Annotated in this window: 26 protein-coding genes; 2 read left to right on the top strand and 24 right to left on the bottom strand. The window is 31.4% G+C overall.

Translation table 11 applies throughout. The features are described 5' to 3' along the window. Positions 1-82: 82 nt before the first annotated feature. From LGK95_RS00615 to LGK95_RS00520, 20 genes are all read right to left on the bottom strand, one after another. The gene (locus LGK95_RS00615) at positions 83-718 is read right to left on the bottom strand and encodes a thiamine diphosphokinase (RefSeq protein WP_226121111.1); all 636 of its coding nucleotides are present in this window, start codon (positions 716-718) and stop codon (positions 83-85) included. A gap of 1 nt (position 719) precedes the next feature. Further along, entirely contained in the window at positions 720-1,370 is a 651-nt protein-coding gene (gene rpe / locus LGK95_RS00610; protein WP_226121109.1) for a ribulose-phosphate 3-epimerase, read from the bottom strand. Next, positions 1,367-2,236 carry a ribosome small subunit-dependent GTPase A gene (gene rsgA / locus LGK95_RS00605; RefSeq protein WP_226121107.1) on the bottom strand — a complete coding sequence of 290 codons (870 nt, stop codon included), beginning with the start codon at positions 2,234-2,236 and terminating at the stop codon, positions 1,367-1,369. The genes rpe and rsgA overlap by 4 nt, the downstream gene beginning before the upstream one ends. Before the next feature lie 59 nt (positions 2,237-2,295). After that, positions 2,296-4,359: a Stk1 family PASTA domain-containing Ser/Thr kinase gene (gene pknB, locus LGK95_RS00600; protein WP_226121105.1), complete on the bottom strand. Its 2,064-nt coding sequence runs from the start codon at positions 4,357-4,359 to the stop codon at positions 2,296-2,298. Further along, positions 4,334-5,080: a Stp1/IreP family PP2C-type Ser/Thr phosphatase gene (locus tag LGK95_RS00595; protein WP_226121103.1), complete on the bottom strand. Its 747-nt coding sequence runs from the start codon at positions 5,078-5,080 to the stop codon at positions 4,334-4,336. Before LGK95_RS00595 ends, pknB begins: the two co-directional genes overlap by 26 nt. Positions 5,081-5,082: 2 nt before the next feature. After that, positions 5,083-6,129: a 23S rRNA (adenine(2503)-C(2))-methyltransferase RlmN gene (rlmN, locus tag LGK95_RS00590; RefSeq protein WP_226121101.1), complete on the bottom strand. Its 1,047-nt coding sequence runs from the start codon at positions 6,127-6,129 to the stop codon at positions 5,083-5,085. A 30-nt stretch (positions 6,130-6,159) separates the two neighbouring features. Beyond that, complete coding sequence (gene rsmB, locus LGK95_RS00585; protein WP_226121099.1) at positions 6,160-7,488, bottom strand: 16S rRNA (cytosine(967)-C(5))-methyltransferase RsmB; 1,329 nt, start codon at positions 7,486-7,488, stop codon at positions 6,160-6,162. Between the two features lie 30 nt (positions 7,489-7,518). Then, positions 7,519-8,448, bottom strand: coding sequence for a methionyl-tRNA formyltransferase (fmt, locus tag LGK95_RS00580; protein ID WP_226121097.1), 930 nt, complete (start codon positions 8,446-8,448; stop codon positions 7,519-7,521). Position 8,449: 1 nt separating this feature from the next. Further along, positions 8,450-8,902, bottom strand: coding sequence for a peptide deformylase (gene def, locus LGK95_RS00575; protein WP_226121095.1), 453 nt, complete (start codon positions 8,900-8,902; stop codon positions 8,450-8,452). A 58-nt stretch (positions 8,903-8,960) separates the two neighbouring features. Next, positions 8,961-11,162, bottom strand: coding sequence for a primosomal protein N' (priA, locus tag LGK95_RS00570; RefSeq protein ID WP_226121093.1), 2,202 nt, complete (start codon positions 11,160-11,162; stop codon positions 8,961-8,963). Positions 11,163-11,211: 49 nt separating this feature from the next. Continuing rightward, positions 11,212-12,402, bottom strand: coding sequence for a bifunctional phosphopantothenoylcysteine decarboxylase/phosphopantothenate--cysteine ligase CoaBC (gene coaBC, locus LGK95_RS00565; protein WP_226121091.1), 1,191 nt, complete (start codon positions 12,400-12,402; stop codon positions 11,212-11,214). A gap of 1 nt (position 12,403) precedes the next feature. After that, positions 12,404-12,622, bottom strand: a complete 219-nt coding sequence (gene rpoZ / locus LGK95_RS00560; RefSeq protein WP_226121089.1) for a DNA-directed RNA polymerase subunit omega — start codon at positions 12,620-12,622, stop codon at positions 12,404-12,406. Next, complete coding sequence (gmk, locus tag LGK95_RS00555; protein ID WP_226121087.1) at positions 12,615-13,226, bottom strand: guanylate kinase; 612 nt, start codon at positions 13,224-13,226, stop codon at positions 12,615-12,617. Before gmk ends, rpoZ begins: the two co-directional genes overlap by 8 nt. Then, a complete protein-coding gene (remA, locus tag LGK95_RS00550) occupies positions 13,226-13,498 on the bottom strand; it encodes an extracellular matrix/biofilm regulator RemA (RefSeq protein ID WP_216305432.1) in 273 nt (90 codons plus the stop codon). Before remA ends, gmk begins: the two co-directional genes overlap by 1 nt. Positions 13,499-13,512: 14 nt before the next feature. Then, positions 13,513-14,391 (bottom strand): YicC/YloC family endoribonuclease, encoded by an 879-nt coding sequence (locus LGK95_RS00545; RefSeq protein ID WP_226121085.1) that lies wholly within the window; start codon positions 14,389-14,391, stop codon positions 13,513-13,515. A 382-nt stretch (positions 14,392-14,773) separates the two neighbouring features. Then, positions 14,774-15,928 carry an aminotransferase class I/II-fold pyridoxal phosphate-dependent enzyme gene (locus LGK95_RS00540; RefSeq protein WP_226121083.1) on the bottom strand — a complete coding sequence of 385 codons (1,155 nt, stop codon included), beginning with the start codon at positions 15,926-15,928 and terminating at the stop codon, positions 14,774-14,776. Positions 15,929-16,090: 162 nt separating this feature from the next. Then, the gene (locus tag LGK95_RS00535) at positions 16,091-17,512 is read right to left on the bottom strand and encodes an NCS2 family permease (RefSeq protein ID WP_226121081.1); all 1,422 of its coding nucleotides are present in this window, start codon (positions 17,510-17,512) and stop codon (positions 16,091-16,093) included. 157 nt (positions 17,513-17,669) lie between these two features. Next, positions 17,670-18,668: an asparaginase gene (locus LGK95_RS00530; RefSeq protein ID WP_226121079.1), complete on the bottom strand. Its 999-nt coding sequence runs from the start codon at positions 18,666-18,668 to the stop codon at positions 17,670-17,672. 185 nt (positions 18,669-18,853) lie between these two features. Continuing rightward, positions 18,854-19,054, bottom strand: coding sequence for a hypothetical protein (locus tag LGK95_RS00525; protein ID WP_226121077.1), 201 nt, complete (start codon positions 19,052-19,054; stop codon positions 18,854-18,856). Positions 19,055-19,288: 234 nt separating this feature from the next. Next, complete coding sequence (locus LGK95_RS00520; protein ID WP_226121075.1) at positions 19,289-19,450, bottom strand: hypothetical protein; 162 nt, start codon at positions 19,448-19,450, stop codon at positions 19,289-19,291. A gap of 150 nt (positions 19,451-19,600) precedes the next feature. Here LGK95_RS00520 and LGK95_RS00515 point away from each other — a divergent pair, with 150 nt between their 5' ends. Then, positions 19,601-19,786 carry a hypothetical protein gene (locus LGK95_RS00515; RefSeq protein WP_226121073.1) on the top strand — a complete coding sequence of 62 codons (186 nt, stop codon included), beginning with the start codon at positions 19,601-19,603 and terminating at the stop codon, positions 19,784-19,786. Between the two features lie 185 nt (positions 19,787-19,971). Here the strand turns inward: LGK95_RS00515 and LGK95_RS00510 are convergent, their stop codons facing one another. The 3 genes from LGK95_RS00510 to LGK95_RS00500 are packed head-to-tail and all read right to left on the bottom strand — an operon-like array spanning position 19,972 to position 22,702. After that, a complete protein-coding gene (locus LGK95_RS00510; protein ID WP_226121071.1) occupies positions 19,972-20,394 on the bottom strand; it encodes a putative ABC transporter permease in 423 nt (140 codons plus the stop codon). A gap of 50 nt (positions 20,395-20,444) precedes the next feature. Next, complete coding sequence (locus LGK95_RS00505; RefSeq protein WP_226121070.1) at positions 20,445-21,722, bottom strand: FAD-dependent oxidoreductase; 1,278 nt, start codon at positions 21,720-21,722, stop codon at positions 20,445-20,447. Continuing rightward, complete coding sequence (locus tag LGK95_RS00500) at positions 21,719-22,702, bottom strand: sulfide/dihydroorotate dehydrogenase-like FAD/NAD-binding protein (protein WP_226121068.1); 984 nt, start codon at positions 22,700-22,702, stop codon at positions 21,719-21,721. Before LGK95_RS00500 ends, LGK95_RS00505 begins: the two co-directional genes overlap by 4 nt. A gap of 130 nt (positions 22,703-22,832) precedes the next feature. Here LGK95_RS00500 and LGK95_RS00495 point away from each other — a divergent pair, with 130 nt between their 5' ends. Next, positions 22,833-23,492, top strand: coding sequence for a phosphatase PAP2 family protein (locus tag LGK95_RS00495; protein ID WP_226121066.1), 660 nt, complete (start codon positions 22,833-22,835; stop codon positions 23,490-23,492). 50 nt (positions 23,493-23,542) lie between these two features. Here the strand turns inward: LGK95_RS00495 and LGK95_RS00490 are convergent, their stop codons facing one another. Further along, on the bottom strand, positions 23,543-25,861 hold the full coding sequence (locus tag LGK95_RS00490) for an ATP-dependent Clp protease ATP-binding subunit (RefSeq protein WP_226121064.1): 2,319 nt from the start codon (positions 25,859-25,861) through the stop codon (positions 23,543-23,545). Between the last annotated feature and the right edge of the window lie 92 nt (positions 25,862-25,953).

Genomic DNA, 25,953 nt, shown 5'->3' with positions numbered 1-25,953 from the left:
TGATTGAATATCAATAATGTTGCCAAAATAAAAAACTATTTTTTTATTGAAAATCTCAATAAAAAAATAGTTTTTATGAATTTTAATCTGATGGTAATATTATCATAAGCGTTCCAGATTCGAATTTAAGCTCAACCAGCGGCACTGAGAACTCATTTGAAATAGATATACTCTGCCCGATTTTTAAATTGTAATTATCTAAAGGATATTTAGCACCCACAATTGTTAATCCAATAATTTCATCACCATATGATTGTACCGAGAATGTCTCACCCACTACGCCATTTAAAGAGGTTGATGAGTCAATTAACCTAATATTATTATTTGCATCCTTCATGCACGCATTAAGGCTGTTTTCTAAGCATATCTTTAGCATACCAATATTCCCGAGCAAATGATCAACTCTAGTACCAGTACACCCTAGGAGTACTATTTCTTTTGGCTTCATGCTTATAGCCTTTCTAACTGCAATCTCAGTATCAGTAAAATCTTTTTCTGTAGGATATACATCTATGATACAATTGTTTATTTTGAAATAATCTAATACCTTTGTATCAATAGAATCAAAATCCCCAACAAGCAAGTTAGGCGTTATATTATAGCAATATAAGCAATTAGCCCCACTATCTGCTCCTATTATAAATGTATCCTTTGTAATTTCACTTATGAGTAGCTCCTTTGATGGCGGATTTCCTCCTGATATTATTATTACCTTCATGCTAAATAGCAGCTCTTAAAGCTTTCATATTTTTTTCGATTTCTCCATTCTTAAATACTGCTGATCCGGCTACAATTACATTAGCACCACCACTAACAACTTCTCGGATATTTACTTCATCGATTCCACCATCTACTTGAATTAAGAGTTTCTTATTATATTTGTCTGAAAGAGTTCTTACTTCTTTAACTTTATCAAGGCAGTATTCAATATACTTTTGACCCCCAAATCCAGGGTTTACTGTCATAATAAGTACCATATCAAGATTACTTATCAGATGTTTTATTAATGCTACAGGAGTAGCCGGGTTTAATGCAACTGCTGCTTTAACTCCAAAACTTTTTATGTAATTAATAGTTCTGTCAATATGCCTATCGGTTTCATAATGAACAGTTATAATATCAGCTCCTGCTTTTACAAAATCTTCAATATATCTTGATGGTTCTTCTATCATAAGGTGTACATCAAATGGCAACTTTGTAAGTTTTCTAATGCTCTTAATAACCGGAATACCAAAAGAAATATTAGGTACAAACATACCATCCATAACATCTATATGAATCATATCAGCGCCATAAGCCTCTAGTTCTTTTATATGTTCACCTAACCTTGAAAAATCTGCTGAAAGTATAGATGGTGCTATTTTTATCATTTTTTATTCCCCCTAGCAATAATTTCTTCTAATGTTTTTACATAAAAATTGTACCTGTCAGTATAAATTTCATTAGCTTCTACTGCTTCCTTAACGCTACAATTAGGTTCTTTATAATGCATACAATTAGAAAATCTACATTCACATCTATGTTTTTCAAATTCAGGAAAACAATCTTGTAGTTTCTCTTTCTCTATAAAGTCTAGACTTAACGCTGAAAACCCTGGAGTATCTAGCAAAAAACCTTCCTCATATTCAATAAGCTCACTATGCCTAGTCGTATGCTTACCTTTCTGTGACTTTTTACTTATATCTCCAGTTTTCATAGCTTCTCTTCCAAGTAAACTATTGAGTATAGTTGACTTTCCAACTCCTGAGGGTCCACAAAAAACTGTAATATTATCTTTTATTTTTGTCTTAAGCTCACAAAGACCATCACCTTCTTTTGCTTTTAAGAAAACTATATCACACCCAACGCTTTTTAATTCTTTTATAAGGTCCTCATCAATTTTATCAACTAAATCTAATTTATTTAAACAAAGGACTATCTTTAACCCATAGTGTTCACAAAGCACTAAAAATTTATTGAGCAAATCCATATTCAAGTCAGGTTTTTTAAAGGCGAAAACTACGAAAGCTTGAGTAACATTAGCAACTGCTGGTCGTACCATTTCTGTATCCCTTGTGAAAATCTTTTCAATTACCCCTTTGTTAACATCCGTCTCGAGCATTATTTCCACTCTGTCACCAATAACGGGGACAAGCCCAGTATACCTGAACTTTCCTCTAGCCTTACATTCTATAACCCTATCTTCAACTTTTACAAAATATAGTCCGCCTACACCTTTTATGATTACTCCTTGCATAGATTCCTCCTTCATTTACCTTTGACTTAATATTTGTTAACATATTTTAAAAGTTATAATTATTTGTTTTTTACGTCTGTTGTTGGAGTGGTTTGAACTTTAGTCCCAGTATCAGTATCAGTATCAGTATCAGTACCAGTACCAGTTCCAGTACCAGTTCCAGTACCAGTTCCAGTACCAGTACCAGTTCCAGTTCCAGTTCCAGTTCCAGGTGTTGTCGGTGCTACCACAGACTTAGATGTTAAAGTTATAGTATCTCCGACATCAGCTTTAGTCCCTGACGCCTTACTTTGTGATTCAATGATATCATTATCACTACCAGATACTGATATGGTTACATCAGATTGTACCGCTGAGGCCTTTGCTTGTTTAACGGTCATTCCTATAAAGTTTGGAACATTAAATGTTTCTTTTGCTGGCTCAACGTAAGTATAATAACTGACACCTACTGAAGTACCTTCTTGAAGTTCCGTATTTGCAGCATTGCTTTGATTGAAAATTTTACCCTCCAGTGAGTTATCACTAGTTACTACTTTCTTTTGATTACCTAACTTTAAATTTGTACTTTGCAATACTCGTTCTGCTTCATTTAAAGATAGACCATATAAATTTGGAACCTTTGCATACTTGATTTCTACGCCTTTACTTATTACTAAATTTACCTTATCACCTTTTTGAACCAAGTCATCTTGACCTGGATCTTGGCTTATAACTATGCCACTAGCAATGGATTCACTGTACTCCTCAGTAACACTACCAAGTACTAATCCATTTTGTTCTATAATAGCGCTAGCTGAAGCTTTATCAAGCCCTTTAACAGAAGGATTTTTGAAGCTTGCTGGTCCTTTGCTAACTCTGACTCTTACTTCTCCATTAGCTTTTATTTCTGTTCCCTCATCAGGGAAACATAATATGACTTCTCCTTTTGGTTTATCGCTATCTTCTTCTGCAACCACGACAAAATTTAAGCCTTTTTCCACTACTAGTTCCTCTGCATTCGCCTTATCCAAACCAATAATTTTAGGAACCAATATTTTATCTGCAACTGCGGCATTATTATTACTTGATAAATAATTTTTAACCATAAATCCTAAAGCAGTAGCTAAAACAATAAACAAAATAATTGCAACAGCACCTATTATCTTCGATTTGTTATTTTTTTTATTAGCTCTAGTCTTTGGAGTTTTGATCACTTCTTCCACTTCTTCTACTTTTTTTTCTTTTTCATAATCAGCTACATTTACAGGTGCCATAACTCTCGTGTATTCATTATCCATACTACTGTTTGAAGCTATAGTATATGAACTATTATTTTGTATTCTCTGTAAATCTAAAAACATTTCTTTTGCTGTTTGATACCTTTTTATAGGTTCTTTCTCTATTGCTTTTAATATTAATTTATTTAAATTTTCAGGCACATTGGGATCTATTTGCTTAGGTGGAACAACTGGTTCTTGTATATGTTTTAAAGCTACCGATACAGGACTTTCTGCATCATAAGGCACTCTCCCTGTAACCATCTCATAAAGCACTATTCCAAAAGAATATATATCAGTTCTACAATCTACAAAACTTGCTTTTGCTTGTTCTGGAGAAAAATAATGAGCTGAGCCCATTACTGTGCTGGTATTAGTTATAGTTACAGAACTTGCAGCTTTTGCTATACCAAAATCCGTAACTTTAACTGTTCCATCTTCTGTTACTAAGATATTGTGTGGTTTTATATCTCTATGTATAATGTTGTTCTTATGAGCACATTCAAGTGCTTTTGCAATCTGCATACCATAGTCTATTACGAGGTCATAATCCATGCTACCATTCTCAACAATAATTTGCTTTAGAGTTTTACCTTCTATATATTCCATTACAATATAATTAATATCTCCCTCATGTCCAACATCATATATATTAACTATATTATTTGATGAAAGACTAGCAACAGATGACGCTTCTTTTTTAAATTTATCCATAAACGTTATATTATTTGAGAATTCTTCTTTTAGAATTTTTACAGCAACATAACGATTGAGCAAACGACATTTAGCTTTATAAACTATTGCCATTCCGCCCTCTCCAATTTTTTCAAGGAGTTCATATCTACTCCCTAATATGGTTCCTATCATCTCTGCACTCTCCTTCAAATACGATAACTGATATGTTATCGCGTCCACCCTTTGATTTGCTTAAATCCACTAACATTTTGCAACTTGCTTCATTGTCATTTTTAATAATAATATCATACATCTCAGAATAAGTCACATCATTAGAAAGACCATCTGTGCATAAAATACATTTAATTATATTAGTCAAATCAACATCAAAAAGGTCAACTTCTACTAATTCATTTGTTCCAAGTGCCCTTGTAATAATATTTTTATTTGGATGAGTTCTAGCATTTTCTTCAGTTATAGAACCATTATCTAAAAGCTGTTGTACTAAAGAATGGTCTCTTGTAACTTTTAATAATTCTCTGTTCTGATCAATAATAAAACAACTACTGTCACCCACATTAGCAACAACCATTTCGTTTTGTTTTTTAAAACAAATTGTTATAGTTGTACCCATTCCTTTAAGTGCATCACTCTGACTCGACATCTCAAAAATCTCTTTATTGGCACATTTTATTCCATCAGAAAGTATTTTTTTTAAATCTAAGTCATTGTGATTTTTCTTTATATATTCTATTATAACCTTAATAGCTAATTGACTTGCAACCTCTCCTGCATTATGCCCCCCCATACCATCTGCTACAGCATAAATATCGAAATCACTACTTTCAAAATAACCAACAGAGTCTTCATTTGTTTTTCTAACATTTCCAACATCTGATAAAACCCCAAGCATTGTTATACCCCCTCATTTGAATTTCCACTTTTAATGTAGCTTCTCCTAAGTTGACCACACGCTGCATTAATATCTAGTCCCATCTCTCGCCTTATTGTTGTCTGAATATTATTCGTTTCAAGTACCCTCTTAAACTCTGCAACATCTTCATTCGAGGACCTTTTTAATTCATTTTCTTTTATCTCATTAACTGGAATTAAATTAACATGGCATAACATATCCTTTAATAGAACACTTAACTTTTCTGCATCCTGCAAACTGTCATTAAGACCCTTCACAAGAGCATATTCAAAAGTTATTCGCCTATTAGTTTTATTTATATAGTACCTAGATGCATCCATAATTTCTGCAATAGAATACTTATTTGCAATTGGCATACTTTGCATTCTTATTTCATCTGTAGCTGCATGAAGTGAAATAGCAAGTGTCGTTTGCAAATTAATATCAGCGAATTCTTTGATTTTCGGTACTATACCACAAGTAGAAATAGTTATATGCCTTTGACCAATGTTTAATCCATTTTGTGAATTTACTAGTTCAAGAAATTTTATAACATTATAAAAATTATCAAATGGTTCCCCACTTCCCATGAGTACTACATTTGAAATTCTTTCCCCTATTAGTTGCTGTGATTTAATTATTTGAGATAGCATTTCTCCGGTCGTAAGGTTTCTAATCATTCCTCCAATGGTAGATGCGCAAAACTTGCATCCCATTCTACACCCAACTTGAGTAGATATACATATAGAATTCCCATGTTTATATTTCATAATAACGCATTCAATTAAATTACCATCATCTAATTCAAATAAGTACTTCCTTGTATCGTTTAATTTTGACGAATATTCTTCAATAAGTTTAGGTATTCCTATGTAAAAATTACTTTGTAGCTTTTCTTTTATGCTCCTCGGAATATTGTTCATATTTTCAAATTCCCAGACGTTCTTATAAATCCAGTCCGATACTTGCTTAGCTCTAAATTCGCTTTCACCATTATCTTTCATCCATTGCTTTAATTCGACTAAATCTAAATCTAATATATTAATCATTTTATACACCTACTATCATTTTATACACCACTATGACTTTATAATTTTGGTTATAAAAAATCCATCCATGTATTCATTTGGAAATATAGTAACATATCCTCTATCATTATAGTTTATATTATCTAGTTCTCCATAAAATACTGGCTCAATCTTAAAATCCGGATGAGTCTCTATAAACCATTCAATATTCTTTTCGTTCTCTTCCTTATTAAGGGTGCACGTTGAATATACAAGCACTCCACCCTTTTTTACGTATTTAGAAGCATTCTCCATTATCTTCCTTTGTACACCAACTATAGTTTCTACGTCCTTTATGTGCTTGCTCCACTTTATCTCAGGTTTTTTTCTTATAATTCCAAGACCAGAACAAGGTACATCTATAAGAACTCTATCTGCACATTCAAATAAATTCGGATCATAAATCGTAGCATCTCGAACATCACAAGTAGTATTTGTAATTCCTATTCTCTTCAAATTTTCTTTAATTAATGATAATTTATTTTTATGTACATCAAATGCGGAAATATGTCCTGTATTCTCCATAATTTCTGCAATGTGCGTTGTTTTCCCCCCTGGGGCACTGCAAAGATCTAAGACATATAAATTTGGCGTAAGGTTCATAGAATGTGCTGTAAGCATTGCGCTCTCATCCTGAACTGTTATTTTTCCTTCATTGAATAAAAGGTTATTCTCTATATTTTTACCTTTAATAATTCGAATTGCATCAGGACATGCATACCCTTCTTCTATATTATACCCATTTTGTATAAGTTTTTCCCATATTTCTTTATAACTTAATTTTAGAGTATTAACTCTAACTGTAACATCAGGTTTATAGTTTAATCCCACAAGAATTTTTTCAGCAATTTCAGGTCCATATTGCTTTATGAAGAGTTTAACTAAAGCCTTAGTAAATGAATACTCAAAACATAATCTTTCAATATTATCCTTTTCATTATAATACTTTGTGGTATTGTCTCTTAGATAACTCCTAAGCACACCATTAACAAGTTTTGATGCTCCTATATTGCTTTTCTTTTTGGTCAGATTTACAGCCTCATTAACCACTGCAAAACTCGGAACTTTATCTAGAAATCTAATTTGATAAACTGATATTCTTAGTATATTTAAAACAAAGCTATCTAATTTATCTATACCCTTTTTAATAAAGTTACACAATATTTTATCTATAGTATATTTATATTTTAGCGTACCATAAACTATTTCTGTAACTAGTGCTTTATCTTTATCGCTTAATTCTGATTTGTTAAGTTCAAGTCCTAAAACAATATTCGAATATGCATTTTCATTCAACACTTTTTCTATAACTATAATTGCTACTAGTCTACTATTATTCATGATATAACCTCAATTTTTCATTAGATTTATTTATATAAGAATTTCACCTTCGTTTATCTTATTCCCGATAATATAATTCTTCACTTTTAAAGGTTTTTTTCCTGGAAATTGTATTTCTTCAATAAGTAAAACACCATTACCAGTTGCTACCTTAATTCCATCTTTTGAAACTTCTATTATGCTTCCTATCTGTTTATCTGATTGCTCATTTATAACTCTTGACTTAAATATTTTCATTACAGTATTCTTATAATGAGTATATGCAATTGGTGATGGATTTAACCCTCTTATAAAATTGTGAATATCAACATTACTACTTTCCCAATTAATATTAGCCATTTCTTTTCCTAGTTTAGACGCATATGTACTTAAGTTGTTTTCTTGTTTAATTGGTTTTATTTCATTATTCACTATTCCATTTATTGTTTTAACTAAAAGCTCCGCACCGCTAGTCATTAGAGTATCGTGCAAATCCCCCGCTGTAATACTACTTGAAATCTTCACTTCTTCTGTTAACAATATATCCCCTGTATCAAGGCCTACATCCATAAACATTGTTGTATTACCACTTTTGCTTTCCCCATTAATTATACACCAAGCTATAGGAGCAGCACCCCTATATTTAGGCAAGAGTGATGCATGCAAATTTACACATCCACATTTCGGAATATCCAATACTTCTTTCGGAAGAATTTGACCAAAGGCTACCACTACAATAAAATCCGGTTTTAAATCTTTAATTGTTTCTATCATTTCCTCATTATTTCTAAGTTTTAAGGGTTGATATACTGGTATATTATGGGTGACTGCAAGTTGTTTAACTGGCGACATAGCTAAATTTTTTCCTCTTCCTTTTGGCCTATCAGGCTGAGTAAAAACAGCAGATACATTAAATTCATTTATTAGTTTTAAAAGTGAAGGTACTGAAAATTCTGGTGTGCCCATAAAAACTATATTCATATTATTCTTCCTCACTCTCTATAGCTTTATCAATAAATAATACGCCATCTAAATGATCAATTTCATGGCAAATCGCCCTTGCAAGAAGACCTTCTCCGTCGATAACTATTTCTTCTCCACTTTCGTTCAGGGCCTTAACTTTCACATTATTAGGCCTATCTACGGACTTTTGCATTCCTGGTATACTTAAGCAACCTTCACTTGCAATTTGTGAACCTTGCATTTCTACAATCTCTGGATTAATTAATGCTATTATTCCCTCTCCAATATCAATGACTACTATTCTTTTTAAAATTCCAACCTGTGGTGCCGCAAGTCCTATTCCCTTAGAATTATACATAGTTTCTTTCATATCTTTTATTAATAGTAAAATTCTTTGGTTAATATCGTCTACCACTCTACTTTTCTTTCTTAATAAGTCATCTCCATAAATTCTAATTGTTCTTATAGCCATACCATAACCCCCTGTTATTAAATAAATATTTTTACTGTATTAAATTATTACGATACTTTTAAATCATGCTGCTAGGATTAATATCCAAGCTAACCCTTATACTATTATAAACATTTTTAACTGATTCATAAACAAAATTCTTTATTTCGCCTGCAATTATTTCTTCAATATTTCCTTTAATGATAATTTGCCATCTGTAGAAATTTTTAATCTTAGAAATCCCACAAGGACATGGCCCAAGTAATGTAATATTATCATCATTTTGAATCTTATATTTTAAATTTTCGCCAACATTCTGTATACTTTTTATTAACAATTTTTCATCTTCAGAACTCATGTTAATAACTAAAATACTTGTAAAAGGTGGATAATCCATAGCTTTTCTCATCATAATTTCATTTTTATAAAAACTATCATAATCATTATGTGCTGCATATTGTATAGTTAAATTATCTGCACTATATGTTTGAATGACAACATTCCCTTCCTTACTGCCTCTACCAGCCCTTCCTGAGACTTGCGTAAGTAGTTGAAATGTCCGTTCAAAGGCCCTATAATCTGGTAAATTAAGTGATAAATCTGCGGCAATTACTCCTACTAAAGTAACATTTTTAAAATCTAATCCTTTCGCAACCATCTGAGTTCCAATTAAGATATCTGCCTGTTTGTTTTTAAAAGTATTATATATATATTCATAAGAATTTTTTTTTCGAGTTGTATCAAAATCCATTCTTAGAGTTTTTGCACTAGGAAAGATTCTATTAATTTCTTGCTCGATCTTTTCTGTTCCGACTCCAAAATATTTCACATAACTACTGCCACAACTAGGGCAGACTTTGCTTATTCTTTCTTTCTCACCACAATAATGACAAGTTAGGTATTCAGATGTATTGTGATAAGTTAGTGAAATATCGCATTTTTTGCATTTAAAAACGTATCCACATTTTCTGCAAGAGACAAAGGTTGAAAAACCTCTTCTGTTTAAAAACAATATTACTTGCTCGTTTTTTCTTAGAGATTCAGTTATACCCTCATGTAATGACTTGCTAAATATAGAACGATTGTTATTCATAAGCTCTTCTCGCATATCAACGATCTCTACCTTAGGCATGGCTGCACCATCAGCTCTCTCATTAATTGTAATTAACTTTAGTTCATTTATACTAGCTTTATAATAGCTTTCTATAGAGGGCGTCGCTGACCCCAATATTAGTTTGCAACTTTCTAGCTCACATTTCATGTAAGCTATTTCACGTGCATCAAATTTGGGGTCCCTATCCGACTTATAACTTGCTTCATGTTCCTCATCTATAACAATTAATCCTAGATTTTCAAAAGGTAAAAATATAGCTGATCTTGCCCCAATTGCAATTTTAACATTTCCAAGCTTTACTCTCATCCATTCGTCAAAACGTTCACCATCTGATAGTCTACTATGAAAAACTGCTATGTCACGTCCAAATCGGCCTTTAAACCTTTCAACCATTTGAGGTGTTAAAGATATTTCGGGTATAAGAATTATAGACTGTTTATTGTCTTTTAACATATAACTAACCAAATTCATATATATCTCAGTCTTTCCACTACCTGTAACTCCATAAATTAAAAATTTTTTTAACTTAGAATTCATTATAATATCTACTGATTTTTGTTGATTCTCATTTAATATCTTTTCTTCATAGCTAGAATAGTTTTTATCACTATACCTATTAATTATTACCTCTTTGGTCTCCAAAAATCCATATTTAATCATTGTATTTGTTGATGACAATGACTGATTAAACATTTTGCTAAATTCATTTTTATTATACTTCATACTATTTTGTTGTATTAGCTCATAAATGTTTTTATAAGGTTCATTTAAAAACTTTCCCTCTAGCTGTTTTAGTGTTGTCAATACCTGAGCAGTCTTCTTTTTTATACCTTTTGTTATTCCTCTTGGAATAATAACTTTAATGCATTCTAAGTATGTACAAAGATACTTTTTTTTCATAATTTTAATAAGTTCAATATCAGTAATTTTAAGGAGTGGCATATCATCACAAATGCTTGTTATTTCCTTAATATTATTCACATTATCACATTGCTCACGCAATTCTAAAACAAAAGCATCAATCGTCCTGTTTCCTCTACCAAACGGCACTTTAACTCTAAATCCTAAAAGAACGCTGCCTATTAAACTAATAGGTATTTTATATGTGAAAACCTTATCCACTTGAACCGAATCGTTATTCACCACAACTCCAGCATACTGATACACTTAATCACCCTTTTAATTTTGTAATTTTCTTTAATAAATAAAAAGCGCATTAGCGCTTTTTATTTATTAAATTAAACAACTCCCTAGCAATTTGTTTCTTCGACATTTTGTCTATTGCTATTGGATCGTTATCTTTGCTTAAAATAATCACTTTATTCTCATCAGTTCCAAAACCAATGTCTGCTTTTGTTATGTCATTAGCAACTATATAATCCAAATTCTTCTTAAGTAGTTTACCTTTAGCATTTTGCAGTAGATCATTACTTTCAGCTGCAAAGCCTACTAAAATTTGATTCTTTTTATGTAATCCTAACTCTTTCAAAATGTCATTATCTCGTATAAACTCTAAATTTAGACCATTTTCACTTTTTTTAATTTTATTATTACTGTACACTTTAGGCTTATAGTCAGATACAGCTGCTGCTTTTATAACAATATTAGTATCTTCATAATTGTTTAATACAGCTGCCCTCATCTCTTCATTAGTATTTATTCTTATGATACTTACACCAATAGGTACTTTTTCATTGCATGGACCCGATATTAAAGTTACAACTGCTCCACGGTCTCTTGCTTCTCTCGCGATTGCATATCCCATTTTTCCAGAAGACCTATTTGTTATATATCTTACGGGGTCAATAGGTGCAATTGTTGGCCCAGCCGTAACTAAAACCTTAGTTCCAATCATATCTTTTATTGAATACAAATTACTCATAATTATTTCAAAAATATCTTCTGTTTGTGCTAATTTTCCTTCTCCTATATCACCACAGGCGAGTCTTCCGGATGTTGGATTAATAAAATTATATCCAAACTCCTTAAGCTTTTGGATATTACTTTGGAGTATAGGATTATTGTACATATTGACATTCATTGCTGGTGCAAAAATCACTGGTGCCTTTGTTGCCATTATAGTAGTAGTTAACATATCGTCTGCAATACCATTTGCAACTTTACCAATTACATTAGCAGTCGCTGGAACTATAACAAATAAATCAGCTTTTTTTGCAAGCACTATATGTTGTATTTCCCATGCTTTAGGCTCTTCAAACATATCATGAATTACAATGTTTTGACTAAGAGATTGAAAACTTATTGGATTTACAAACTCAATAGCTGCCTTTGTCATAATAACATGCACTTCAATATTTTCTTTTTTTAATTTACTAATAACATCTAGAGCCTTATATACTGCAATTCCACCTGTTACACCAATAACTACTGTCTTTCTATTTTCCATACTATTTTATTCCCTCTTTTGTAGTAATTGCAACAATAGCTCCTTCATAAATTTCATGTATAGCTATTGTAACAGGTTTCGTAGAATCCACATGTACAAGTGGACTTTGACCCTCTATTATTTGTCTTGCTCTTTTGGATGTTGCTACTACCAACGAATACCTATTATCTACTTTTTCTAATAAATTTACTATTGATGGACTAATCATTTCATTATTCATTACTAATTTCCTCCTTTAGAAAATCTCCATTCATTCTATCTACTCTACATCTTTCTGCAATTATAATACTTTGAATTTTGTCACAAGCATTATCTACAGTATCATTTACAACAGCATAATCATATTTTGAAACAAAACTAATTTCTTTATGAGCAGATGTAAATCTTGTAATTAGGGACTCTGGTGTTTCACTGCCCCTATTTGTAATTCTATTTCTTAATTCCTCCATAGATGGTGGAAGAATAAAAATAAACAAACCACTTGGATAAGCCATTTTCACATTAAGAGCACCTTGGATATCTATTTCAAGTATTACATCGCGGCCACCATCTAATACTTTTAAAACTTGAGATTTAGGAGTACCGTAACAGTTTCCATAAACCTCTGCGTATTCAAGAAAATCTTTCGATTCAATTTTTTCTCGGAATTCTTCTTTAGTTATAAAGTAATAATTCATTCCGTCTATTTCAGCTTTCCTTGGACTTCTTGTAGTTGCGGAGACCGAAATCCAAAAATCGTTTTTTTCAAGAAGTGCCTTACATACAGTTCCTTTACCGGCACCGGAAGGTCCTGAAATAACAATTAGCTGTCCTTTATTTTTCATTATTCTTCAACCTCATCTAAATGTTCCTCATCTTTAACAGATAATCTATGTGCAACAGTTTCAGGCTGAACAGCTGATAAAATGACATGATCACTATCAGTGATAATAACTGCTCTGGTTCTTCTTCCATAAGTAGCATCAATTAGCATACCTCTATCTCTTGCTTCTTGAATTATTCTTTTTATAGGAGCTGATTCAGGGCTGACTATAGCTACCAATCTATTTGCTGAAACAATATTTCCAAAACCTATGTTTATCAACTTTATACTCATCATTTGCCTCCTGTTTATTCTATGTTTTGTATTTGTTCTCTAATTTTTTCTATTTCACTTTTCATATTTATTACTGTATTTAAAATTTCTAAATCATTTGCTTTTGAGGCTATAGTATTAGTTTCTCGATTCATCTCTTGAATAATAAAATCAAGTTTCCGTCCAACAGGTTCATTTAATATTAAAGTTTCCCTCATCTGAACTATATGGCTATTTAATCTTACAATTTCTTCATCTATTCCAACTTTATCAGCAAATATTGCAATTTCCATAGCAACTCTACTTTCATCAAAATCAATTTCCTTATGCAGAGTATTTAACCTTTGAGTTAGTTTTGCCTTATACTCAAAAACAACGAGTGGTGCTCTTTCTTTAACTTTGTCAACCAAGCTATGAATTAAGTCACATTTGTGCATTACATCCTCTAGTAATTTTTTGCCTTCTCTTTCTCTCATAAAAAGAAGAGCTTCAAGCGCCTTTGTTAGTGATAATTCAATCTGATCAAAGGTTTCTGAAACATCTTCTTCCTTTTGTTTAAGCGTTATTACCTCAGGCAATCTAGCTATTGTACCAACTGATATATCATCTGCTAGATTATATTTATCTCTTAAAATTTGAAAGCAACTTATATAACTCTCAGCTAACTTTTCATTTAAATATGCTGCAACATTTTCTTTTTCATAATTGCCTTGAGTTACAAAAACATCAAGCTTCCCTCTTTTTACTTTTTCACCAATTATTTTTCTGATTTTGTCTTCAAAAGCTATTAATACTCTAGGCATTCTTATATTAGTTTCAAAATATCTATGATTAACACTTTTAATTTCAATTGTAAAGCTTTTACCATCTTTTTCAGAGTTTCCTCTCCCAAACCCAGTCATACTCCTAATCATAACATCGCATCCTTCCAATGTTCATTGTGAATCCCTATTAATTATACATAAACTATTACCCAAGTTTCAAGCTAAAACTATAAGTTTCCATTTTTATTACGATTATTTTTAGAATAATGTATAATTATAATCTACAGTTGCTCAATATTAACGACTTTAAAATAAGATTTATACTCCTACTGAAGTTTTATCTTTGTTATAGTATGTATCCTCCTTGTATGTCTCTGGGGGGATAACAATTGTCAATTGTTATCCCCCCGCTTATAGAAGTAGGAGACTTTCCTTCTAAACTGTCGTTAAACTCTAATTCCATGTATTTTAAAAAAATTTATACTTATAATAAAATATTTCCTATATAGTTTATATTATACCAATAATAATACTAATCACCACATTTTTTCAAAGATTTTAAAGCTTCTTCAATAATAAGCTTATCTTTAGTCAATGCTATACGGAAATAATCGTATCCAAGTTTCCCAAATACATTTCCAGGAGTAACCACAATTCCATTATTAATTAATAATTCTTCACAAAACTCCTTTGTAGTATAGTTTTTAGGTGTTTTGCACCACAAATAAAAAGTAGCCTCAGTATCAAAAAAATCAATATTTTTTTCTAGTAGAATACTTTTAGCAACTTCACGTCTTTCATCATATGTTTTTCTTATATTCTGAACATAATCACGTTCTAAATTAAGAGCAGCAATTGCGGCCTTTTGAACTGGAATAAATTGACCAGAGTCACAATTACTTTTTATTTTTAAAAGAGCATTTATTACTTTAGCATTACCTACAGCATACCCTATTCTATATCCTGTCATATTGTAAGTTTTAGATAAAGTTCCAAACTCCACACATTGCCTTTTTACATCGTATTGCATAAGGCTAATAGCTTTCTTATCTACCTTAATTATTTCATTATATGCTGAATCATTACATAAAACAATATTATTATCATAAGAAAACTTTATAATACGCTTATAGAACTCACAACTCGCTACCGCCCCTGTTGGATTATTGGGATAATTTATAAACATCAGCTTGCATTTATTAACTATATTTTCAGGAATAATATCAAGATTAGGCATATATCCATTGCTTTGCGTTAAAGGGACGGTATAAGGTATACATCCCCAAAGCTTTGAACAAATACTGTAAACAGGGTATGCAGGTTCAGGCACTATTACACAATCGCCTATATCACAAACAGCTGGGATTACATTGCTTATACCTTCTTTGGACCCTATAAGGATTATTACTTCATCTAAATTTAAGCTTACAGAATAAACCTCATTATAGTACTTTATAACCGCTTCTTTTAGTTCAATTATTCCATCATATGGAGGGTAATTGTGATATTTTTCGTTTTTTAACGCATCTATTAATGCATCTGTTATTTTTGAATCAACGCTTAAATCTGGATCTCCTATGCTTAAGTCAATAATTTTTTTACCAGAAAGTATGGCTTTATTTTTTATGTCATCAATACTTTTAAAATGATATTCATCGATATTGGATAGTCTATTATTTATTTTCATGATATCACCCTTTTTATAATTTTTATATTATCTTATTCGAGTAATATTAACTTTGTTACACTTTTTATAGAAAAACAAAAACATCTATTTAATAGATATTGTAAATATCTATTAAATAGATGCTAGTTTAATTCTTGTATTGTATCATAAACATTTAGTGATTTAAGGCAATATTATAAATCTAATAATAAATAATGCTGCTAATACATACACTATAGGACTTACTTCCTTGCGCCTTCCCGTTGCAATTTTTACTATAGGATAAAAAATAATTCCTGCTGCTATTCCATTTGCTATACTATAGCTAAAAGGCATTATTGCTATTGTAAAGAATGCTGGAAGTGCCTCTGTAAAATCCTCAAAATTTATTTTTGTTACTGAACTCATCATAAGCACTCCAACTATTACAAGTGCTGGTGCAGTAGCTTCAGGGGGTACTATTCCTACAAGTCCACTGAAAAATAATGAACATAAAAATAGCACTCCTACGGTGGCGGAGGTTAGTCCTGTTCTTCCACCTTCAGAAACTCCTGCTGTAGATTCAACATAGGTTACTACAGTACTTGTTCCCATAATTGCTCCTGCTGTAGTTGCTAACGCATCTGACATTAGTGCCTTGTTCATATGTAATACTCGTCCATTCTCGTCAAGCATCTTAGCTTTTGTTGCTGTTCCTACAAGTGTTCCAATAGTATCAAATAAATCTACTAAACTAAAGGTTATTACAACCATTACTACACTCATAACTGCTGAAAAAATCCCCTTAGCAGCACCTACTCCTAAAAGACCTGCAAAATCGAACTGCATAAATGTCGGTGCAAGAGATGGTGGCGCACTAAATACATGAACGCCTGAAAGTTTTGTAATTCCTAACGGAATCCCTACCATTGCAGTTATAACAATTCCGATTAAGATAGATCCCTTTACTTTCCTAGCCATAAGTATTGCTGTAACAGTTATGCCTATTAAAGTTACTATTGCGCTTGGAGTTGTAAGATTACCGAATGTTACTAAAGTTTCTTTACTTCCTACAATGATTCCACCACTTTTAAAACCGATAAGTGCTATAAACAGACCAATACCACCTGAAATAGCAAGTTTTAAATTTTGTGGTAATGCATCTACTATTTTTTCTCGAATTGATGTAAGAGTTATTATTATAAATAATATTCCCGACAAAAGAACTGCTGCCAATGCTTGTTGCCATGTATATCCGAGTGTTAAACATACACTATAAGTAAAGAATGCATTTAATCCCATACCTGGTGCCTGTGCAAATGGCAAATTAGCATAGAAAGCCATTACAAATGTACCTACAGCCGCTGCAAGACATGTAGCTGCAAAAACTGATGCTACAACTGGATCATTTAAGGCATTAAAAGCTGCTGCCCCATCTCCCTTTATCCCAGGTAAATTCATACCAGCAAATTTAAGGATATTAGGGTTTACAAATATAATATATGCCATGGTTATAAATGTTGTTATACCCGCAAGTATTTCTGTCTTAATTGTCGTTTTGTTCTCTTTTAGTTTAAAAAGTCTCTCAAATATCGAATCTTTCTTTTTGTCTTTTGATGATTTCATATTTACCCCCAATTATGTATTTTATGATAGCTTGGTTATACAAAAATAATGCACTAGGTTTTAGAAAACCCATTATAGACATTTAATTTTATACAAACATAATATCTTAAATCGTCATTCACGTCAATATCAGCACGAATATTTATTACTATTCATCTTATGAAATTCGGTTTTTATATCTTCCACATTCAAACATATATTCAATTTCTTCTTTATTTGTTGTACTAGCGAGTGCAAGCATAAGTTTAATTCTAGCCTTTTGACCTGGCAGGCTATCTCCAAAAATCACTCCAGCATTTCTAAGTTCTTTTCCTCCCCCAGGATACCCATAAGAATCCAATACTCTTCCTTCAAAGCATCTAGATACCATAACAACCACAACACCTTTTTTTATAGCTATTTTTACCCCCTCTGCCATTTCAGGTGGAATATTACCTCTTCCCATAGCTTCAATAACAATGCCTCTAGCGCCTTCCTTCACGCAAAAATCAATTAATTTTGAATCCATACCGGAACAAACTTTTATTAAATCTACTCTAGTTTCTATTATATCTGTTATTATATGCCCTTTCTTTAAGTTATCTCTATAGAATATTGCTTCATTATTATCTATAATCCCTATAGGGCCAAACTCGGGGCTTTGAAAAGTATTTAAGTGCATTGAATGTGATTTAGTAACCTCACCAGCACAATTAAGCTCATCATTTAAGCACACGAGTACCCCCCTATTACGTGCCTCCATTGAAATAGCAGTACAAATAGATGCTGATAAATTTGCTGGTCCATCATACCCTAGTTCCGAACTATTTCTCATTGAACCTGTAACTATCACAGGCTTTGGGTTGTTGATAGTTATATCTAATAAATATGCTGTTTCTTCAAGATTATCTGTTCCATGGGTTACTACAACGCCGCATATATCCTCTCTACTTAAAAAACTTTGCACATACTTAGACAAATCCATCATTAGTTCAGGTGTCACATGAGGTCCTGGCAGACTTGAAAATGTATGTGATTCTATCTCAGCATAATTTTCAATACCTGTAACCATAGACATTATTTCTTCTCCATTTAAAGTTGGTACAGCTGCCCTTATTCTTGGATCAACTGTCATGGAAATAGTGCCTCCATTAAAAATGACCACAACTTTTTTCATTTATAATTCCTCCTAAAACTCGATCATGCGGTTAAATAATATCTTATACTAAAATTAACGAAAAATGAGATATACCTATTGTTATAAGTATATCTTATTTTTAAAATTGTAATACTTTTTATTGTTATTATATCATAACTAATTCAACATTATTGTTTATGAATGCAACAGAATATCTATTGGCATTATTTGCTTTTTAGATATTTGAACAAGTTTTTTTCTATCTCATCTGCAGCATTATCATCTAAAGTTATATACTTCCTTTGGCCATCTAAAGCCTTTACTTCAATTTTTCCTATCTCCTGGCCAGTAACTTTATCAATATCACGTTCAAACTTCATTATCTTATAACCTTCATTCATAAAATTTTCTCCCTGATTTGCCATCAAATTACCTCCTTTTCTATATATAGATGTATACTTTTAAAATTTATTTTATTTTTTTCTTTTTTTCATATCTTTTTGATTATCGCTAGCAACTGTTCTTTTAGTTCCAATATTAACTTCTTGACTATTAACTTCACTTTTTTTACCTTTTTGCATATACTTATCCCTCCTTTAACTAATGTCCTTCTTGAAAACACTATTTACACATATAATACTAGCCAATAATTTTATTATTTAATCAAGTGTTTCCCCATTAAAGTTTTTATACAAAGGTGGGTTTTTCTTATCTCCATTACTTTTTTTAGGTTTACTTTTATTGTCACGTTTAACATCGATATTACTATTTTTGCTACCTCCAATATGTTGATGATCCGGCATCTTTAAAACTCCCTTCAAATTAAATTATTTTGTTGCACCTTATTATTTTCCCTACATGTAATATTTATTATACCTATCATCTTCACTTATAATTTATATATATATGGTATATTAATTTATGTATAAATAATATATATATATTAATAAATAATTGATGAGGTGAATTGAATGAATAAAGAATTCGAAAAAATAATACATTCAGAAATAAATGAACCACTTAATAAAATTGTTGATATTTTCACTCCAAAGCCGAAAAGATCCAATCATAAATTAATGTTTTTTTGGATTATTGTCGGTTTTCTAGCTATATTATTACTTTACTATGCTTATAAAATGTTATATGGTTACTTTTAACTTACTTTTACATCATAATTTAATGTATATATAATTTTGAAATGTACTTATAATAAAAATAATAAGTGTTTGACCTTTTTTTATTATTATTATAAGTAAATGAAACTCGATGTAATAAATTCAATGTAACTGTTACATTGAATTTATTACATCGAGTTTTTATAGATTGGGTATAAAGTCTAACCCTAATTAACATTACCATTAAGACTGTTCTCAATTCGCATTATTACATCGTGTATTTTTTCGAACATAATCCCATAGGCAATCCATACTGGTGCATAACTCAATGTAATTATTCCGCCTATTGACAATGTATTATTTACATAATTCCAAGGGCATTCACCTAAGATCAACCTAAGCAGTAGTCCGCTAATTAATTCTACTGCAAATATAAGAACCATATATATGCCTCCCCTAACTATAAGCGGAAGATGTTTTATCCTATAATGCACAGGCTCAAGAAATATAGCAAGCCCATATATAGGAAACATCCAGATACAGGTAGTACCCCTAAGTAATACATCACCCTTAAGCATAGCTCCAAAACCATTCCACAAAACTTCTGCCAATAGACCTAAAAGTCCATATATAATAAATCTTTTCCACATAAGAGTATTGTGTGTATTACCTTGTAAAATATACTACTAACTTTCTTAATCTATATAAGTTTTTCACTAAATATATTAGTTAAATTTAATTTCTCCACTTTTCCATTAATCTCATCTATATCCAAAGTATAAAGTCCTAGTTCCTGCATTCTCTTAAAATACTCCGCTCCCGCAAAGGTATATCTGTTTGTTCGCCCTTTTTTAGAGTTCATTTTTTCATTTGCATAAGCTATTATATCTCCAACGGCTAGTGACCTTGGTAATATCAAAAGAGTCATTCCTAGATAGTTTCTTATTGCATTGTGACCTGCCAAAGCCCCTGTTAATATGGCTTCTGTGTGGCCTACAAATAAACCAGCCTTCTCACCTGCACAGAACAAATTATCTAGTCCTATAACCTTCATATTGTTTGCTCTTGGAGCTACAGATAAGTATCTTATGGAGTTTCCCTTTCCCCCTGCATACGGATCTATATATTTTGCATTTTCAAGCCCTTTAATTTTCCTCAACTTTTCTAATGGGTAATATGAAGTCATTAATTTAGCATGACCTGTATCTAATAGGATCATATTTTCAGCAAACTCTTTAAGAGCATACTGCTGACATACCTTTAGTTTAAGTTTATCTAAATTTACATCTTCTTTTGGAACCTTTAATACAACTACTCCTATTTCATCCAGTTGTTTTATAACATCATCAGCTAAAGAATCCTTAGCTAATTTACAAGAACCGCTAAAAGCTCCATATACATCTTCTTCTCTTTCTCCTTTTAGATCTTCAATTCCTGCTCTGTAGCTTATGCTTACTCTTGGCCCAAACGCTGGACATCTTAAAATACACATTGAACATCCATTTCCATATTTTAAGCAGTTACCCATTGGACCTGTTGAACCTGTGGTTTCTATGAATACATCTGCTTCAACATACTCCCCATCTGAAAGATATATTCCTTTTATTTTATTACCTTCTTTTTCAACGTCTACTACTCTTGTAATAATTTTCACTTCTATATCCATGGCTTTTAAATAATTTGTTACTGCTGGTTCAATTTTGTTTACATCGTAAAGCCAGGCATGTTTATGCCCCGGAAAATCAATATTTTTATGTCTACTATTTTCGTCAGTCAAATGTATTAAATCTCCTGCCCCGAGTGCTATCATTTCTTCTGATGCAGTATATCTTCCGTTATTTCTCATGATACCACCTACATTGCCAAGCCCTAAAAGCATATCTGTTTTTTCATATAATACAACCTCTGCCCCAGCCTTTTTTGCTATGATTGCTGCGCTGCAACCAGACCATCCACCACCAATTACGATAACCTTCAAAATATTCTCCTCCCTTCTAAAACATATTTAGGTTCTGTCTGCATTTTACAGAGCCGCCTTAATTTACGGTCATTATTTTTTCTTGTGCAACATCCGCATATACCTTCTCCACAACACATTTTCGCATTATTACAACAAGAATATTTAATATTTTTATCTATCTCTTCTACGACCTTCATCAATTCATAATTTAAAATATCTGTAGCATCACAATGCACTAAGCTAATATCATTATTACTAATTAAATCATTCAACGTATTTTTAAATTCATCTGTGATTATGCCACGGCATATAGTATTACACTCTATAATTTTTGATGCATATTTCTGTAGAAAATCATTAACAAAACTGTTTTTATAAGGGGAGTTATCAAGTACAACTATAATCTCATTGTTATTTGCATGCAAATGCTTAAGCGGTGGTATCATTGGTGCCTGCCCTATTCCTCTTGCTACAACTATGCATTTACTATTCTTAATTGTAGATATGTTTTTCAGTCCTAAAATGCCATTCCAAAATGGTGCTTTTACGAGCAGTTCATCGCCTGACTTTAACACATCTAATGCTTTTGTTTTAGATCCTTTTAGTTCTATAGCAATAGTTATAGTATTATTTTTCGTATCAGTATCCATTATTGATATTGGCGTATCAAACCTCGTATCAGTATCTGGCCTTCGTGCAAAAATATAACTTCCTGGTTGAACCAATTCACTTACCAATTTATCACTTGCTTCTACTTTAAATATAATAACATTGTCCTCAAATCTATTTTTCTCTAATATTTTGCAATTGTAATATTTCCTACTTTCTTTAGCTTTGTAGTTGTTTGAAGCATATTCTTGATATATGCATACTCCATTCCAATTACCACAATCGCAGAAATTTTCACCTGCAAGCTGTGAACATAATATACAGTCTCCTGTTTCTGCCAGATGGCAAGGACATGATTGAGACACCAAACTGCGATATTTGATAAGCATATGTATATTGTTTATGATATTTGTTAAATTTTTGTTATAATTACATAATAATCATAAATATATTTTATAAAAATGATTGTATCTATTGTAATTTTCCGTTAAAATAGTCTTTGAAGAAAGGACTGATGACTTGAAAAATATATTTAAAAAACTATTACCGCTAATACTTATTGGTTCTATTCCTTTTTCTAATTTATTTTATTGGACACTAAATAATACTCAAAGAGGAGTTTATAATGTTACTACCGATTTAGATAAATCTTTACCACTTATAAAGATTTTTATAATACCATATATGACTTTATGGTTTTTCTTAGCCTTCTGTTTTGTTTATTTGTGCTTTAAAAACAGAAAAATTTATTATAAGATTATGCTTACTTTATGCCTATGTTATGTTGCTGCTTTTATTACTTATTACTTTTTTCAAACCACTGTTCCAAGGCCTATAGTTACAGGGAATGATATATTCTCAAAGCTAATCTTATTTACTTATAACTCCGATGAACCATATAATTGTTTTCCAAGCATACATGTTATAACTGCATACCTAGCTATTAAGGGCATTAATGCAACTAATGCTAGAAAATCAATTAAAATTCCAGTTAATATCCTAGGATTTCTTATTATTATATCTACAGAATTTGTTAAACAGCACGTAATAATGGATATCTTATTTGCAATGTTCTTATGTGATGTTATTCTCAACTCAGTCATCCATGTTGAACTGCAGTACAAACTTTATAGTTCCAAAAAATCCTATTCTGTAAGTAAACAGAATATAGAACAGTGATACAAATAAAGTTCAAAAGCTGCTGAATAATCTTCAGCAGCTTTTGAACTTTATATTATAACTATTTTATTATCTTTTAGTTCTACAGATATCTCTGCCCCTTCGCTAAATTCATTTTGGAGATAATGCTCTGCAATCTCATCTTCAATATATTTTTGAATAGTTCTTCTGAGTGGTCTTGCTCCATATTTCTCGTCATATCCTTTTTTCAATATAAAGTCAGCTACTTCTTTTGAAACATTCAACGTAATTTTCTTTTCTTTTACCTCGTCTACTACTTCCATAATCATTAAATCTACTATTTTTCGAAGTTCTAACTTTTCAAGAGGTGTAAACACAATAATTTCGTCTACTCTATTCAAAAATTCAGGCTTAAATGCTTCTTTTAATGCATCCTTTACACGCGCCTCTAATATGTCATAATCGCCTTGTACAAAACCAATACTACTTGCTTTAAACGTAGTGCCTGCATTAGATGTCATAATAATTACAGTGTTTTCAAAGAAAACAGTTCTACCTTGACTATCTGTTAGTATTCCATCTTCAAGAATCTGAAGTAACATGTTAAATACATCTGGATGAGCCTTCTCTATTTCATCTAAAAGAATTACTGAGTATGGCTTTCTTCGTACTTTTTCAGTTAATTGTCCACCCTGATCATACCCTATATAGCCTGGTGGTGCACCAATTAATTTTGATACTGTATGCTTTTCCATATATTCAGACATATCGATACGAATTAGCGCTTCCTCACTTCCAAAAAGCTCACAAGAAAGTGCTTTAACTAGCTCTGTTTTTCCAACTCCTGTTGGTCCTACAAATATAAAAGAAGATGGTTTTTTCTTTTTTCTAAACCCTGAACGATTACGCCTTATTGCTCTAGACAAACTCCTAATCGCTTCATTTTGACCTATAACTCGTTTATGGAGCCTGCTTTCCAGATTTAATAATTTTTTTGCTTCTTTCTCTGTAATCTTTTGTATAGGGATTTTGGTCCATGTTTCAATTACAAAAGCAATATCCTCTATAGTAATTTGAACATCACTACATTTTTTTTGTGTTTTACTAATATCTTCTTTTACTTTACATAACTTCGTCCTATATTCAGCAGCTTTTTCAAAATTCCCAGTATCCTCTGCCTCATTCTTCTCAGTTTGAATTTTTACTGACTCCTCTTTTAATCCTGCAAGTTCTACCAGGCCTTTATTTTTTAAATTAGCTCTAGAACCGGCTTCATCAATTACATCAATTGCTTTATCTGGCAAAAATCTATCAGTTATATATCTTTCCGATAAATTTACAACTTCCTCAATTACTTCATCAGATATTTTAACTTTATGATATTCTTCATAATAACCTCGTATTCCTTTTAATATTTCTATTGTCTCAGCAATACTAGGTTCTTCAACTAGGACTGGTTGAAATCTTCTCTCAAGTGCAGCATCTTTTTCTATATATTTTCTATATTCCTCAAGGGTTGTTACACCAATAACTTGTATTTCCCCTTTTGACAAAGCAGGTTTTAATATATTAGCTGCATTCATTGCACCACCTTGAACTTCACCAGCGCCCATAATATTGTGCACCTCGTCAATAACTAATATAATATTTCCGCTTTCCTTAGCTTCTTCAATAATTGACTTCATACGGCTTTCAAATTGTCCTCTGAATTGTGTGCCAGCAACCACTGCAGTAAGGTCAAGTAGATAAACTTCCGCATTAAATAATTTTTCTGGGACTTGTTTTTCTACAATTCTTACAGCAAGGCCCTCTGCGATAGCTGTTTTACCTACACCAGCTTCACCAATTAATATAGGGTTATTTTTACTTCTTCTATTTAAAATCTGTACCACACGATCAATTTCTTTATATCTCCCAACAACCTTGTCTACACCATTTTTGTTAGCTTTTTCTGTTAAGTTTATTCCATATGTATCTAAGTTTTTTCTCTTCTTTTTAAACCAGTTCTTTTTTGATTTATCTTCTTTTGTTTCTTTTATCTTTGAGGAAGTCTCAATATCATCTTCTATAAAATCACTATTTTTATCTTCAGCAGAAAATAATCCATTGAAAATATTACCAATAATATTTTTTCCATCACTATTTTCTACATTTGTGTCTGTTGTATTTAGCTCTTCAAGATTCATATCTTCTAAATTCATGTCTTTAAACATATTTCCCATTTGTTCATTTAAACTTTCAATATCTTCTGAGGATAATCCAGCTTGCTGCATTAATTGATCCATAACTGGGATTCCCCTCTTTTTGGCACATTCTATACATAAACCTATAGTTTCAGTTTTTCCATTCTCAATTTTAGATGTTAATATCATTGCTATATTTTTTTTACATATTTCGCATAACTTCATATAAATCATCTCCATTTAATGTTGTATTGAATATTATAATAGTATATCATTTTTTAATAGGATTTGTTCCAATATATTCAGATTGTTCATTT

Origin of the sequence: Clostridium algoriphilum (genome assembly GCF_020443705.1) — a bacterium.
GTDB lineage: Bacteria > Bacillota > Clostridia > Clostridiales > Clostridiaceae > Clostridium_AD > Clostridium_AD algoriphilum.
Note: the sequence above shows the minus strand (reverse complement) of the source record. Positions and strands in the feature narration are given on the sequence as shown.